This is a genomic window from Frigoribacterium sp. SL97 (assembly GCF_026625765.1).
Classification (GTDB): Bacteria; Actinomycetota; Actinomycetes; order Actinomycetales; family Microbacteriaceae; genus Frigoribacterium.
The window spans coordinates 3,014,683-3,030,566 of sequence record NZ_CP113062.1; the positions used below are offsets into that span (position 1 = coordinate 3,014,683).

Genomic DNA, 15,884 nt, shown 5'->3' on the forward strand with positions numbered 1-15,884 from the left:
TGGGAGCCGGGTCGGGAGGCGCGGTGCGGTGGCCGCGCGCCTCCTCGGGTGGTGGGTCGCGTCAGCGGCCGGTGCCGCCGTGGACGACGGCGTCGACCTCGGCGTCGAGGCCGAAGGCCGAGTGGACGACGCGTAGGGCGTCGTTCAGGGTGTCGGCCCGCGTGACCACCGAGATGCGGATCTCGCTGGTCGAGATCATCTCGATGTTGATTCCGGCCTCGAAGAGGGCCGTGAACAGCCGCGCCGAGACGCCGGCGTTGGTGCGCATGCCCGCGCCGACGAGGGCCAGCTTGCCGATCTGGTCGTCGTACTGCAGGGACTCGAAGCCGATCTCGGCCCGGTCGGACTCGAGGGCCTGGAGCACGACGGCACCCTCGGACTTCGGCAGGGTGAACGAGATGTCGGTGCGGCTGGTCGACGCCGCCGACACGTTCTGCACGATCATGTCGATGTTGGCGCCGGTCTTGGCGACCGTGCGGAAGATCTGGGCGGCCTTGCCCGGGACGTCGGGGACGCCGACGACGGTGATCTTGCCCTCGCTGAGGTCGCCCGCGACCCCGCTGATGATGGGTTCTTCCACGTTCTCTCCCTCTTTCGGGTTGACGACGAGCGTGCCCTCGTTGTTGTTGAACGACGAGCGGACGTGCAGGGTGACCCCGTGACGCCGGGCGTACTCGACGGCACGGATGTAGAGCACCTTCGACCCGGCGGCGGCGAGCTCGAGCATCTCTTCGCTCGTGACGCGGTCGAGCTTGCGGGCCTTGGGCACGACGCGGGGGTCGGCCGTGAAGACGCCGTCGACGTCGGTGTAGATCTCGCACACGTCGGCGTCGAGCGCCGCGGCGAGGGCGACGGCGGTCGTGTCGGAGCCGCCGCGACCGAGGGTCGTGATGTCGCCCGTGGACCGGTTGAACCCCTGGAAGCCGGCGACGATCGCCACGTACCCGGCGTCGAGCGCGTCACGCACCCGTCCGGGCGTCACGTCGACGATGCGGGCCTTGCCGTGCTGGGCGTCGGTGATCATGCCGGCCTGGCTGCCCGTGTACGAGCGGGCCTCGACGCCCAGGCTGCGGATCGCCATGGCGAGCAGGGCCATGCTGATGCGCTCGCCCGCGGTGAGCAGCATGTCGAGCTCGCGACCGCCGGGCAGCGGGCTGACCTCGTTGGCCAGGTCGAGCAGTTCGTCGGTGGTGTCGCCCATCGCGCTGACGGCCACGACGACGTCGTTGCCGGCCTTCCGCGTCTCGACGATGCGCTTGGCGACGCGCTTGATGCTCTCGGCATCGGCGACGGACGACCCGCCGAATTTCTGCACGATCAAGCTCACGGTGACTCCTGAGAAGGGGGACTGGGCGCGCCGGAGGACGGCTCACGCCTGCGTCCGGCGATTCTATTCGGTGTCGAGAGCGTGTGACGTACGTCGGTCGCGGGGCGTCATCGGCGCCTCTCCCCTACGGTGGACCGATGCCCGACACCACCGACCAGGCCCGCGGCGCCGCCAGCCGCCTCCAGGACAGCCGCGCCCTCACGACCGCCGCCCGCGTCGGCTTCGCCATGAACGGCCTGCTCCACGTCGTGATCGGCGTGATCGCCCTCGGCGTCGCGTTCGGAGGTGGAGGAGAGGCCGACCAGGGCGGTGCCCTCGGGCAGTTCGCGTCCCGCCCGGGCGGGGTCTTCCTCCTCTGGCTGATCGTCGTCGGGCTCTGGGGCCTCGGCCTCTTCCAGCTGCTCGAAGCCGCTCTCGTCCGCGGGACGGACAAGGACGCCTGGGCCGAGCGCGCGAAGGAGGGCGGCAAGGGCGTCGCCTACCTCGCCGTCGGGTTCACGGCCTTCACCTTCGCCCGGGGCTCGTCGTCGGACAGCTCGGGGCAGACCCAGACGCTCAGCGCCCGGCTGCTCTCCGCACCCGGGGGCGTCGTGCTCCTCGTCGTCGTCGCGCTCGCCATCGTGGCGATCGGGGCCTACTTCGTCGTGAAGGGCGTGAAGCAGAAGTTCCGCGAGGACCTCACGCTGCCGGGCGGTGCGGCGGGACGGGGCACGGTCGCCCTCGGCGTCACGGGGTACGTGGCCAAGGGGATCGCCCTGGGCGTGGTGGGCGTGCTGTTCGCGGTCGCGGCCGTCACCTCGGACCCGAGCGAGGCCACGGGGCTCGACGGCGCGCTGAAGGCCCTCGCGGCCCTCCCGTTCGGCGTGGTGGTGCTGACGGCCGTCGCCCTGGGGCTCATGGCCTACGGTGTGTACTGCGCCGTTCGGGCACGGCGCGCCCGCCTCTGACGGGCAGGCGCGCGCCGGACGGGTTCAGGAGGCGCGGGTCGTCATTCGGAGACGAGCCGGCGGCCCTCGAAGGCGCGGCCGAGCGTGACCTCGTCGGCGTACTCGAGGTCGCCGCCCACGGGCAACCCCGAGGCCAGTCGCGTCACCCGGAGACCGAAGGGCGCGAGCATCCGGGAGAGGTACGTCGCGGTCGCCTCGCCCTCGAGGTTGGGATCGGTGGCGATGATGACCTCTTGCACGGTGTCGTCGGCGAGACGCTGCACCAACTGGCGGATGCGCAGATCGTCGGGACCGATGCCGTCGATGGGACTGATCGCCCCGCCGAGCACGTGGTACAGACCGCGGAACTCGCGGGTGCGCTCGATGGCCTGGACGTCCTTGGCCTCTTCGACGACGCAGATCGTGGCGGGCGAGCGACGCGGGTCACGGCAGATGTTGCACGTCTCTTGTTCGCTGACGTTGCCGCAGATCTCGCAGAAACGCACCTTGGTCTTGACGTCGACGAGCAGCTCGGCGAGGCGTGACGTGTCGAAGGACTCGTTCTGCACGATGTGGAACGCGATGCGCTGCGCCGACTTGGGCCCGATGCCGGGGAGGCGACCGAATTCGTCGATCAGCTCTTGGACGATGCCTTCGTACACGCGCTACTCGCTTCTCTGAGGCGTGACCCGGGGGGCGATCGTCTCTTCTTCGATGAACTGGGCCCCGAGGATCTCGCGCACGACGGCCTCGCCGTAGCGCGACCCGGCGGGGATGCCCCGGCGCGGGTCACCGGTCGCCGCGCGACGCTCGGCCACCGACGGACCCGCACCGGCGGAGGCGGTCGGTGTGCTGGTGGCCGCTGTGGAGGGCGACGGGGCGGCGGCGGCGGGGCGAGCCGGGGGCACGTCGACCTCGGGCGGAGGAGGCGCGGCGTCGACCGTCGGGACGCCGCCGGGCGGTTCTTCGGTGATGTGCTCGGGTTCGTCGGGCTCGGGGGCGGGGTCTGCGGGATGGGGGCGACGTCCCACCCGGTGACGGGGGTCGAGCCGCCGGACCGCCCGGCGGACGCGGACGCCGGAGCGCCGGACCGCCCCGCCGACGCGGGCGCCGGGGCGCCGGACCGCGCGGCGGCCTCGGGCGCCGCAGCCGGCGCGGGAGCCAGGGACGGGCTCGGCGCCGGCGACGCGGAGGCCTCGGGCGTCGACGACGTCGCGGCGGGGGCCGTGGCCCGGCCCGTCTCGGACGGCGCCGACCCCGGAGACGCGGGCCCGGACGGCTGGCGTCCGGCCTCGGGCGCCGGTGTGGTCGACCGGCCGGTCTCTCGCGGCGCACCCGACGTGGCGGGAGGGGCGGCGGCGTCGACGGGTGCACCCGTGGGGGTCGGGCCCGCGGGCCCGTCGCCCTCGACGCGGGCGATGTACTTCACCTTGACGCCGAGGACGTCGACGATCGCGCGTCGCAGGTACTCGCTGACGCCCTCGGCCGCGCCCTGCGGCCGCTTGAAGCTCTCGACGTCGTTGGCGCTGGGGAAGGCCAGCGTCAGCACGTCGTCGACGAAGTCGACGACGGTGGCCGTGACGACGACCATCCAGGCCGTGCGCCGCGCCTTCTGGACGACCTCGACGATCTCGGGCCAGCTGTCACGCAACTGCTGGAGCGTGACGGGAGCCGCGCCGCTCCCGGACGCCTGGCCGGTGTCGGGGCTCTGTGCCCACGCGGCCGAGTGCGGTGCGGACGGAGGCGCGGGTTCGGTCGGCGTGGCGGAGTCGGCCTGGTCGGCCCGGGTGGCAGAGGTCGACGGAGCGGCCGTCGCCCAGGACGCCGTCGCACTCTCGACGGCCGACGGGCCACCGGCCGCCTCGGTCGACGGCGTGGCCTCGACGGGCGAGGCGGACGGGGCCGACGCGGACGGGGCCGACGCGGACGGGGCCGACGCGGCGACGGGAGGCGTCGATCGACCCGCCGTCCGGACCTCGGCCGGCCGGGCAGCCGCCTGCGTCGACGGGGCAGCGGACGGACCGGGCACGGCGGACGGACCGGAGCCGGAGCCCTCGACCCCGACGCGTCGTTCGAGGCGCTCGACCCGGGCGAGGGCGCCCCGGCCGGTCTGGTCGCTCTCGGGGACGAGGACGCGCGCGATCATCAGTTCGAGGTGCAGCCGCGGCGAGGTGGCCCCGGTCATGTCGGTGAGAGCGCGGTTCACGACGTCGGCCGAGCGCGACAGCTCCGCGGCGCCGAAGGCGTGCGACTGGTGCACGAGACGGTCGAGCTCGTCAGCCGTGACGCCCCGCAACACGGCCGAGGCACCCTCGACGGTCGCTCCGACGACGATGAGGTCGCGCAGGCGTTCGAGCAGGTCTTCGACGAACCGCCGAGGGTCTTGCCCGGTCTGGACGACGCGGTCGACCGCAGCGAACGCCGCGGCGCCGTCACGGGCGCCCAGCGCCTCGACGACGTCGTCGAGCAGCGATGCATGGGTGTACCCGAGCAGCGCGACGGCGCGCTCGTACTGGATGGCGCCGTCCTCACTGCCGGCCATCAGCTGGTCGAGGAGCGAAAGGGTGTCGCGCACCGACCCGCCGCCGGCACGGACCACGAGCGGGAGCACGCCCGGGGCGGCCTCGACCGACTCGCTCTCGCAGAGTTCGTGGACGTACTCGAGCATCTGGGCCGGGGGCACGAGGCGGAACGGATAGTGGTGGGTGCGCGACCGGATGGTGCCGATCACCTTGTCGGGCTCGGTGGTCGCGAAGATGAACTTGACGTGCTCGGGCGGTTCTTCGACGACCTTCAGCAGGGCGTTGAATCCCTGCGGGGTGACCATGTGGGCCTCGTCGAGGATGAAGATCTTGAAGCGGTCGCGAGCCGGGGCGAACACGGCCCGGTCACGGATGTCGCGGGCGTCGTCGACGCCGTTGTGGCTGGCCGCGTCGATCTCGATGACGTCGAGCGAGCCGCCGCCGTCGCGTGAGAGCTCGACGCACGACGCACAGACGCCGCACGGGGTGTCGGTCGGGCCCTGGGCACAGTTGAGGCAGCGGGCCAGGATGCGCGCGGACGTCGTCTTGCCGCAACCGCGCGGCCCGCTGAAGAGGTAGGCGTGGTTGACGCGGTTGGTGCGGAGTGCCGTGCGGAGCGGATCGGTCACCTGCGTCTGCCCGATGAGCTCGGCGAAGTTCTCTGGCCGGTAACGGCGATACAGGGCGGTGACCACAGAGCAAGAGTAGTCGGGGCTACCGACAACGGTCGACGGCGGGAGTCGCCGTCGAGGGCCCCTCGCGGCGCCCCGGGCGCACGAGAGGGCCCGTCGTGTCGACGGGCCCTCGGGTGCGGCTCCCGGCCGGGGTGGACTACTCGGCGGACCCCCTCGCGCGACGGCGGACCCTGGTCGCCGACACGAGGCCGAGGCCGATCAGCAAGGCGAAGGCCGCGAGCGAGAACCAGCCGAGGGCGTCCGACCCCGTGTACGCCAGGCCCGAGACGGAGCCGGTCGGGACCGCTCCCCCACCGGTGCCGGTGCCGTTACCGGTGCCGGTGCCGGTGCCGGTGCCGCCACCCGATCCGGGCAGCCCCGGGAAGCCGGGGGTGCCAGGGGTACCCGGGGTCCCGGGCGTCCCGGGAGTGCCCGGGTCGCCCGGCGTGCCCGGGGTCCCGCTGGCCGCCGCGACGGTGAACCCGGTGGTGACCGGGGCCGACGTGGCGCCCGCGATCGTCTCGGTCGCGGCGACCACGTGGGGTCCGACGGCGACGCCCGCGAGGACGACCGTCCAGCTCCCCGTCCCGGGGTCGGCCTGGACGACCTGCGCGGTGCCGTCGTCGAGCTGCACCGTCACCGTGGCACCGGGTTCCGCCGTCCCGACGACCGTCACGGGCGTCGTGCCGCCGGTTCCGGCCTGCAGGACCGAGCCGGCCACCGGGCTGGTGATCACCACGGGGTCGACCGAGGCGATCAGGAGGTCCTGGCTCACCGTGGGCGTGCCCGCGTCCGCGGTCTGCGTCGCCGTGACGACGTAGGCGCCGACCGGGACGTCCGTGAAGTCGACCGCCCAGGTGCCGTCGGCCCCGACCGTCGCCGACTGCGTCGGCCCGCCGCCGAGATCCACCGTGACGAGCGCACCGGGTGTGCCGGTGCCCGTCACCGTGACGTCCTCGAGGCCGTTCCCGTCGACGTCGGCGATCAACGCGCCGGGTGCCGGCGAGGTGATGACGACGGCGTCGGTGCTCGCGGCCGGCGAGACCGTGAACACGACGGTCTCGGGGGCCGACACCGCGCCTCCCACGGTCTGGGTCACGGACAGGGTGTGCTGCCCCTGCTCGACCCCCACGAGGGTGGTCGACCAGGCGCCGTCGGCGTCCACGTCGACCACGACCGGGAGGCCGCCGTCGATGCTGACGGCCACCGAGGCGTTCGGCTGGGCCGAACCGCCGACGAGGACGTCCGCCGTCCCCGCCGTGCCCGCCGGCAGGATCGAGCCCTGTTCGGGCGAGGTGACCACGAGCGGCGCGACCTCGGCCGCGGGGGCGAGGGTGACGTCGACCGACGCGCTGCCGGTGACGACGCCGCCGACCGTCTGTTCGACGATCACGGTGCGGGTGCCGACCGGGACCGCCGGCAGGGTCACCGACCAGGTGCCCCCGTCGGTGACGGTGGCCGTCTGCGTGATGCCGCCGACGGAGACGGTGACGGTCGCTCCGGGCTCGCCCGTTCCGGTGACCGGCAGGTCGACGAAGCCGTCACCGTCGGTGTCGACGACGAGCTGTCCGTCGGACGGCGAGGTGATGGTGGGCGCGGCGGCGGGGTCGGCCGGGACGGGCACGACGACCACCGAGACCTCGACGGGAGCGCTCGTGGCGCCTCCGATGGTCTGCACGGCCGAGACCGTGTGCGTCCCGGTGCCGAGCACGACCGGCACCTGCCACGAGCCCGAGGCGTCGACCGTCGTGGTGAGGGGGTCTCCCCCGTCGACCGTGACGGCGACGGGTGCGCCCGGCTGCCCCTGGCCACGGACGACGACCGGCGCGGTGCCGGCGTCGCCCGCCTGGTACTGCTGGCCGTCGGTCGGTGCCGTGATCGTGAGCGTCGCGGCGGCCTCGACCACGACCGTGGTCGTGACCGGAGCCGACTCGACCCCGCCGACGGTCTGCGTCGCGGACACCACGTGCTCGCCCACGCCGACCCCCGCGAAGGTGGTCGACCAGTCGCCGTCGTCGTCCACGTCGACCGTGACGGCCGTGCCGTCGTCGAGCGTCACCGCGACGGTCGCGCCGGCCTGGGCCGAACCGGATACCGGCAGGTCCACCGTCGAGGCGGCGGACGGCACGAGGAGGCGCGTGCCCGTCGCCGGGTCGGTGATCCGGATCGGGTCTGCCGCGACCACCGCGAACGGCTGGGTCACGGGGACCGTCGTGACGGTGTCGTACTGCTGCACCACCGAGATCGGTCCGGCACCCACCGGCACCGCGTCGAAGGTCGTGGTCCACGCCCCCGTCGTCGGGTCGGCCGTGACGGCCTGGGTCAGGTCGCCACCGAGCGAGACCGTGACGGTCGCGCCGGGCTGGGCGGTGCCCGACACCGTGACCGGCGTCGTCCGGCCGTCGAGGACGACGACCGTGGCACCCGGGGCGGGCTCGGTGATGGTGACCGGGGTGCCGACCACCACGTCGAGCTGCTGGGTGGCGGGAGTCGTCGAACCGGCCGGCACCGTCTGCGTCACGACGACCGGGTACGAGCCGACGGGCACGTCGCCCACCGTGACGGTCCAGGTGCCCTCGGGGGTCACCGTCGTCGTCTCGGAGAGGTCGTCGCCCACCGCGACCACGACCGTGGCGCCGGGCTGACCCGTGCCGGTGACCGTGACGTCGGTGGTGTCGTCGGCGTCACGGACGACGATCGACGACCCGGCGGGCGGCGAGGTGATCGTCACCGGGGCGGCCACGACGACCGACACGTCCCGCGTGATCGGGGTCGATACGACGCCGTCGATGGTCTGGGTGACCGAGGCGGTGCGGTCGCCGACCGGGACGCCGTCGACCGTGACGCTCCAGGCGCCGGTCGTCGGGTCGGCCACGACGGTCCCGACCAGGCCGTCACCGAGGTCGACCGTGACGGTCGCTCCGGGCTGGGCCGTGCCGGACGCGACCACCGGGGCGGTGTCGCCCGCGGCGAGCACGACGACCGTCGTGCCGTCGGTGGGCCGGTCGACGACGAGACCCGCTGCCGCCGCGACCGTGAACGGTTGCGTCGCCGCGGCCGAGGTCGCGCCTCGGATCGTCTGCGTGGCGGTCAGGGTGTAGTCGCCGACGGGGACTCCGTCGACGGTCGTCTGCCAGTCACCCTCGGGCCCGACGGTGGCGCCGGCCGTGAGGCCCGTGCCGAGCGAGACGGCGATGGTGGCGCCGGGCTCACCGATGCCCGAGACGACGACCGACGTGGTGCCGGCCGGGTCGAGCAGGGAGACCGTCGCACCGGGGGTGGGGGTGACGATCGCGGGCGCGGCGGGGGCCACGACGATCGACACGTCCCGCGTGACCGGGGTCGAGGTCGAGCCGTCGACGGTCTGCGTGACCGCGATGGTGCGGTCGCCGACCGGGACGCCCGGCACGGTGACGCTCCACGCGCCGGTCGTGCCGTCGGCCGTGACCGTGCCGGTCAGGTCGTCGCCGAGGTCGACGGCGATCGAGGCGCCCGGCTCGGCCGTGCCCGACACGACCAGGTCGGTCGTCGCGTCCGGCGTCGCCACCGCCACGACGGTCCCGACGGCCGGGGCCTCGATGACGACCGCGGCGGCGGAGACCACCGAGAGGGGTTGGGTGACGGCGGGCGACACCGAGGTGCCGAGCGCCTGGGTGGCGGTGAGCGTGCGCTCGCCGACCGTGACGCCGGCCACGACGACGCTCCAGGCGCCGGTGGTCGGGTCGGCGATCGTCGAGGCCACGAGGTCGACGCCGAGGTCGACGCGGACGGTCGCCCCGGGTGCGGCCGTGCCGCTGACCGTGACGGCCGTCGAGGCGGTCGCGTCGGCGACGGTCACGACGTCACCGGGCTCGGGCTGCAGGACCCTCAACCCGGGACCGACCACGATCCGGAACCCGGCCGCGACGGGGGTCGAGGTCGTGCCGGCCACGGTCTGCGACGCCGTCACCTGGTAGACGGCGGTCGGCAGGTCGGCGAGGAGGACGGACCAGTCGCCGGACGTCGGGTCGGCGGTCGTGGTGACGGCCGCTCCCCCGTTCAGTCGGACCGAGACCGGGGCGCCCGGGGACGCCGTGCCCGAGACGGGGACGTCCACGGTGCCGGCCGGGTCGAGCACCGTGAACACGGTGTCGTCCGGGTCGACGATGACGACCGGGGCGGCCGCGCGGATCTCGAACGAGCTCTCCTGCGCCGGCGAGGTGGTGCCGCCGATGCTCTGCGTCACCGACAGGTCGGCCGCGCCCACGGGCACGCCCGGGACGGCCACGGACCACCGGCCCGTGGCCGCGTCGGCCGTCGTCGTGGCGGCGAGGTCGGCGCCCGTCGCGGGATCGAGGACCACGTCGACCGTGGCTCCCGCCGCGGCGGTGCCGGAGACGGTCACCGTGGTCACGACCTCGGGCCCGGCCACGTCGACGACGGAACCGTCGGCGGGGGTCAGGACGACGAGGGGGTCGCCGGCGAGGATGCGGACCACCCGGGTCTCGGGAGCCGAGACCGAGGTGCCCACCGTCTGGGTGGCGGTGACGGTCCGCGTGCCCACGGGCACCCCGGCGAAGGACACCGTCCAGGCACCCGTCGTGGTGCCGGAAGTGACCGTGTCGGTGAAGCCGTCGCCGAGGTCGACGCGGACGACCGCGCCCGGCTCGGCCTGGCCCGACACGACGAGCGTCGTGGTCGAGGACGGGTCGGCGAGGACGATCGGGACGCCGTCGGCCGGGGCGACGATGGTCAGCGGGGCGGCCGGGTCGATCGTCACGACGCGCGTGTCGGCCTGCTGGACGGTGTCCCGCACCGCCTGTGAGGCCCCGAGGACGCGCTCTCCGACGCCGACGCCGACGAGCGTGACCGCCCAGGCCCCGGTGACGGGGTCGGCGAGGGTGCTGCCGACCTCGGCGCCGTCGAGGGTCACGGTGATCCGTGCGCCCGGCTGGGCGGTGCCGGCGACCGGGACGTCCTGCGTGGCCGCGGGCGAGGCGACGACGTAGCGGATGTCGGCGGCGGGCGTCGTGATGACCACGTCGGCCCCGGAGACGATCTCGAAGGCCCGGGTGACGGGCTCGGTGGTCGTCGTGCCATCGACCGTCTGGGTCGCGGAGGCGACCTGGTCACCCACGGGGACGCCCGGAACCGTGACGGACCAGAGCCCGTCGGGCCCGGCGGTCGTCGGGACGACCACGCCGGCCAGGGTGACCTCGACGGACGCACCGGGGTAGGCCGTCCCGGTCACGACGACGGCGGTGGTGCTGTCGGCGCCGGCGACCGTGACGACGTCGCCGTCACCGGGTGCGGTGATGGAGAGGTCGGCCTCGGCCGAGACCACCGAGAAGTCCGTCGGCTCGGCCTCGAGGAGGTCGGGGCCCTGCTGCTGGCTCGCGCCCACGACGTGGTCGCCGACGGCGACCCCGGTCAGGACGAGGGACCAGGCGCCCTGCGCGTCGGTGGCGACCGGGGCCTGGTCGACGCCGTCCACCGTGACGGTGACGGGCAGACCGGCCACGCCGGTGCCCGCGATGGTGACCGGAGCGGTCCCCTGGTCGTCGGCGACCACCAGCTGGGTGCCGGGGACGGGCGCCGTGATGACGACGTCGCCGCCGAGGCTGACCAGGACGTCCCGCGTGACGGCGTCCGAGGTGGAGCCGTTGATGCTCTGGGTCACCGAGACCGTGTGCGGACCGACCGGGACGCCGACGACCGCGACGGACCACTGGCCCGAGACCGGGACGACCACCTGGCCGACGAGGCCGTCGCCGAGGTCGACCTCGACGGTCGCCCCGACCTGGCCCGTGCCCGAGACGACGACGGGCGTCGTGTCCTGCGGTCCCGGGACGAAGTACTCGGCGCCGTCGAGCGGTGCCGTGACGGCCAGGGGCGTGCCCTGCGCGATCGTCAGCGGCTGGGTCACCGGTGCCGAGGTGGTCCCGCCGAGGGTCTGAGTCGCACCGAGCGTGCGGACACCGGCGGGGACGTCGGGGATGACGGCGGTCCAGGCGCCCGTGGCGGGGTCGACCGTGGCAGGCACCTCGAAGCCGGCGCCGAGGCCGACCGTGACGGTCGCCCCCGGGTCGGCCGTGCCGGTGACGGTCACGTCGGCCGTGGTGCCGCCGACGATCGGGATCGTGGCCCCGGGGGCCGGCGTCGAGATGGCGACCGGGGTCCCGGCGACGATCGTCACGACGCGCGTCTGCGCAGGCGACACGGTGCCGCCGACGGTCTGCGTCGCCGAGATCGTGCGCTGACCGACGGGCACGCCGGCGACGTCCACCGACCAGGCGCCGGTCGTGGCGTCCGCCGTGACCCGGCCGGTCAGGCCGTCACCGAGGTCGACGCGGACGTCGGCGCCGACCTGGGCGGTGCCCGAGACGGTCAGCGTGGACAAGGAGGCGCTGTCGGCGACGCGCACCGTGGTGCCCTCCGCCGGGGCGAGGATGTCGAGCGGCGCACCGGCGGCGACCGTCAGCGGCTGCGTGACCGGCACCGAGACGACGACCGCGACCGTCTGCGTGACGCTGATCGTCCGGGGCCCGACGGGCACGGACGACACGGTGGCCGACCAGGCGCCCGTGGCGTCGGCCGTGGTCGTGGCCACGTAGCCGTCGCCCAGGTCCACGCGGACGGGGGCGTTCGGCTCGGCGGCTCCCGTCACCGTGACCGGGGTGGTCGAGGTGGCGTCGGCGACCGTGAGGGTCGCACCGGGCGCCGGCGTCGAGATCGTCACGCCGGTCGCGGCCACGAGGGTGAAGTCGGTGGTCTGCGGGGCGGACACCGCGCCTCCCACCGTCTGCGTCGCGGTGGCCGTGTAGGTGGCGACCGGCAGGGCCGGGAAGGTCACGGACCAGGTGCCGTTGGGGGCGACCGTCGTGGTGAGGTCGCGGCCGCCGCCGAGGGTGACGGCGACCGGGGCCCCGGCCTGCCCGGCACCCGAGACGGTGACGTCACGCGTGGAGTCGGCTCCGGGCAGACGGTACTGCGTGCCGGAGGTCGGGCTCGTGATGGTCAGGCCCGTGCCGGCGACGACGCTGAAGGCGCGCGTCACGGCGGCGGAGACGTCTCCACCGAGGGCTTGGGTCACCGACGCGGTGTAGCCGCCGACGGGCACGCCCGGGACGGTCGTCGACCAGGTGCCGTCCGCGGCGACGAGGGCCGTGGCCGTGCGGCCGCCGCCCAGGTCGACGGCGACGGTGGCCGTGGGGGTCGCGGTGCCCGAGACGATCACGGGCGTCGTGGAGTCGGCGTCGAGGACCGTGAAGACGCGTCCGGCGGTGGGCGTGGTGACGACGAGCGGCTGCTGCGCGACGACGGTGAAGTCCCGCGTGACCGGGCCGGTGGTCGCGGTGCCGAGGGCCTGGGTCACGGAGGCGCTGTAGGCCCCTGCGGGCACGTTCGCGACGGTCACGCTCCAGCTGCCGTCCGCGGCGACCGTGCCGGTGCCCGTGAGACCGGCACCGAGGTCGACCGTGACGGTGGCGCCGGGCTCGCCGGCACCGGTCAGCACGACGCTGCGCGTGGCGCCCGGGGAGGCCGGGACGACGAACACCTGCCCGGCGGTGGGCGTGGCGATGCTGAGGGGGGCGAGGGCCGCGGCGCGGACGGTGGAGGTCGCGAGGTCGACCCGGGACGCGTTCACCAGCGGGAGGACCGAGAGGCTGACCGCGTGGACGGAGCTCGAGCCGGCGTCGGTGCCTCGGCCGTCGCGGAAGCCCGCGCCGTCCTGGGCGTTGATCGTGACGCGGACGAGCTGGTTGAGCAGCGTCGTGAGAGGCGCGAGGGTCGTGACGACCGCGGCGGTCGTGGTGCGCAGGCTGGTCGTCGTGGCGGCGAGCGCCGTGCCGTTCACCAGGGGCGAGTAGAGGCCGCCCACGCTGCCGAGCAGCGTGCCGACGACGGGGAGGAGGGCCCCCCGGAGGACCGTGGCGCCGAGAGCACCGACGAGACCCGACCCGGTGACGGTCGTGGCGGCCGGCTGGACGGTACCGTCGAGCAGCGCGCCGAGGGTGGTCACGGTGCGGGTGCTCAACGTCTCGTTCACGCCGACGACGGCCAACTGGATGCGCAGTGCGACGGCGAGGTCGACGGTCACCTGGGTCGCGCGGATCGCGTCGTCCACGGCTGCCACGAGGTTGGTGGGCAGCTGGTTCTGCAGGATGTCGGTGATGCCGGCGGTGATCGCGGTGATGGTCGCGGGACGCAGCAGGTCGGTGTTCGCGGGCAGACCGTTCAGGGCGTCGAGGTCGATGACCACCTGGCCCGTGCTGGGGATGATGGTCACGGGCCCGCTGGTCAGGGGACGGGCGAGTTCCGCCGAGATCGTCGAGTCGAGGTCGACGGTCGCCTGCACGTTCACCGTTGGCTGGCCGAGCGTGACGGCGCCACCGAGGGGCAGGCCGTTCACGGCCGTGGTGAGCGGGCCGGTGATCGAGTTCGCGAGGCCGCTGACGGCGGTGCTGCCGGCGACCCCGTTGACCGCCGTCCCCAGGCCGCCGACCGTGGAGCGGAGGGACGAGGTCACGCCCTGGACGGCGGGGCTGGTCAGGGTGAACTCCGCACCGGCGACCTGGTAGGCCGTCGTGGGCGTGGTGGCGGTGGCGCCCCGCTGCTGGGTGATCTGCGACGAGAGCGCGCCGAGCTGCAGGGTCACGTCGCTGAGGACGCCCTGCGTGGCGGGCACCTGGGCGAGCAGCGGCTGGAGACGGAGGGTGGTCTGCTGGGCCGGGCTGCCGTCGCCGACGGCGATCGAGCCGTCCTGGGCGATGAGACCGGCCGAGGCGGTGGCGCCGGTCGCGGTGGCGTTCGCGTACTGACCGTCGACGCCGAGGGTGAGCAGCCCGTTGCCCCCGAGGAGGCGGATGCCGTTGCCCAGACCGACCGTGAGCGCGTTGACGGCGGTGAGGTTCAGCGGGTTGCGCGACGTCGGCGGGTTCTGCGTGGTGCCGAAGGCCGAGTAGGCCCCGCCGAGTGCGGCGACCTGGTCGAGCGCGACGATGCCCGTTCCGCCGACGAGCGACGCCTCGGCCTCGCTGCGGTCGGTCGTGGCCGCCTGCGCGGGGACGACGACGACGAGCGCGCCGACGACCGCCGCGACGACGGCGGCCGCCGTCGCCTTCAGTGCGCGGGACGCGTGGGAGCGCCGGGGACGCTCGATCGTCTGGCTTCGCATGGGTGTGCCTCTTCCTGACGGGACGAGCCCGCCGCCTGATCCGAAGAACTCCCGCTGGTGAGGCGGGAGGTGCTGCTGTTCTGTTGTGTCGTCGCCGCGTCGCCGCCCGGGGACGACGGCGAGGCGAACGGGACTACCGCGCGGTGCGCGGGCTCGTTCGCCTGGTGCGGGTGCTGCTGACGTGCCGTGGTGAGGGGCTCATCGGTCCTGATCCTGATCGTGTGGTGCGGGTGCGACGGCGCCGTCGCGCGTGGTCGCACCGTGGTGAGGGGTGCGGCCGGAGCGGTGGTTGATCGCTCCCGACGAGCTGGTTCGGTCTCGTCGTGATGCCGAGCATAGGGGGCATCGCGCGGATCGCGCACCCCACGAAGGGGGGCCACGGGGCCTTCGGCCCCCAAAAGAGAAATGACCCCTCACGCACCCGTCAGAGCCCGGTTACCCTTGCTGCATTTCTGCCCTGGGGGAATTGGCCTGGATGACGCCACGTGAGGAGCCTCGACGAGTTTAGCGGCAACTGAGTGGTCGCCGCGACCCGGGGTGTTGCCTGAGGGCATGAGAATCGTCATCGCCGGAGGACACGGCAAGATCGCCCAGCTCCTCGAACGCCGACTCGCCGACGCCGGGCACGACCCCGTCGGCATCGTCCGCAACCCCGACCACACCGCCGACCTCGAGGCCGCGGGGGCCCGTGCCCTCGTCCTCGACCTCGAACGGACCGACGTCGACACGCTCGCCGGCCACCTCGACGGGGCCGACGCCGTCGTGTTCGCCGCGGGCGGCGGCGGCAGCAGCGGCGCCGAGCGCAAGCTGACCATCGACCGCGACGGGGCCGTCCTCCTGGCCGACGCCGCCGAGAAGGCGGGCGTCACGCGCTACGTCATGGTCTCGGCCATCGGCACGGACGACTTCGACCCGGCGCGGGCCGAGCTGCCCGCCGCGAACGACGACGACGTGTACCAGGTGTACATGCGTGCGAAGAGCGAGGCCGACGCCGACCTCCGCCGTCGCGAGGGTCTGGACTGGACGATCGTCCGTCCCGGTGGCCTGACCGACGACGCCGGCACCGGCCAGGTCACGGTCGGCACGACCGTCGAGCGCGGCAGCATCCCCCGCGCGGACGTGGCCGAGATCATCGCCACCGCGCTGATCGAGGGCACCGCCGTCAAGACGCAGTTCGAGGCCGTCTCGGGCGACGTCACCGTCTCGGACGCGCTGGCGACCATCAAGTACTGACCCGCGCCTCCTGGTCGTCCCCCGACCACGGAGTGACGGACGAGA

Annotated in this window: 6 protein-coding genes and 1 other RNA gene; 2 read left to right on the top strand and 5 right to left on the bottom strand. The window is 74.2% G+C overall.

Translation table 11 applies throughout. The features are described from left to right. Positions 1 to 61: 61 nt before the first annotated feature. Positions 62 to 1,327: an aspartate kinase gene (locus OVA02_RS14720; protein ID WP_056046470.1), complete on the bottom strand. Its 1,266-nt coding sequence runs from the start codon at positions 1,325 to 1,327 to the stop codon at positions 62 to 64. A gap of 137 nt (positions 1,328 to 1,464) precedes the next feature. Between OVA02_RS14720 and OVA02_RS14725 the strand changes: the two genes are divergently transcribed. Beyond that, on the top strand, positions 1,465 to 2,274 hold the full coding sequence (locus OVA02_RS14725) for a DUF1206 domain-containing protein (protein ID WP_192124693.1): 810 nt from the start codon (positions 1,465 to 1,467) through the stop codon (positions 2,272 to 2,274). A 41-nt stretch (positions 2,275 to 2,315) separates the two neighbouring features. On the opposite strand, the gene recR is transcribed toward OVA02_RS14725, so the two are convergent. From recR to ffs, 4 genes are all read right to left on the bottom strand, one after another. Further along, the gene (gene recR, locus OVA02_RS14730) at positions 2,316 to 2,915 is read right to left on the bottom strand and encodes a recombination mediator RecR (RefSeq protein ID WP_043595550.1); all 600 of its coding nucleotides are present in this window, start codon (positions 2,913 to 2,915) and stop codon (positions 2,316 to 2,318) included. Beyond that, positions 2,888 to 5,470 carry a DNA polymerase III subunit gamma and tau gene (locus OVA02_RS14735; protein ID WP_267658737.1) on the bottom strand — a complete coding sequence of 861 codons (2,583 nt, stop codon included), beginning with the start codon at positions 5,468 to 5,470 and terminating at the stop codon, positions 2,888 to 2,890. The genes recR and OVA02_RS14735 overlap by 28 nt, the downstream gene beginning before the upstream one ends. A 136-nt stretch (positions 5,471 to 5,606) precedes the next feature. Next, on the bottom strand, positions 5,607 to 14,606 hold the full coding sequence (locus OVA02_RS14740; protein WP_267658738.1) for a choice-of-anchor G family protein: 9,000 nt from the start codon (positions 14,604 to 14,606) through the stop codon (positions 5,607 to 5,609). 401 nt (positions 14,607 to 15,007) lie between these two features. Next, an RNA gene (ffs, locus tag OVA02_RS14745) (signal recognition particle sRNA small type) lies at positions 15,008 to 15,104 on the bottom strand. Between the two features lie 54 nt (positions 15,105 to 15,158). Between ffs and OVA02_RS14750 the strand changes: the two genes are divergently transcribed. Continuing rightward, positions 15,159 to 15,839, top strand: coding sequence for an SDR family oxidoreductase (locus OVA02_RS14750; RefSeq protein ID WP_056046478.1), 681 nt, complete (start codon positions 15,159 to 15,161; stop codon positions 15,837 to 15,839). Positions 15,840 to 15,884 lie beyond the last annotated feature (45 nt).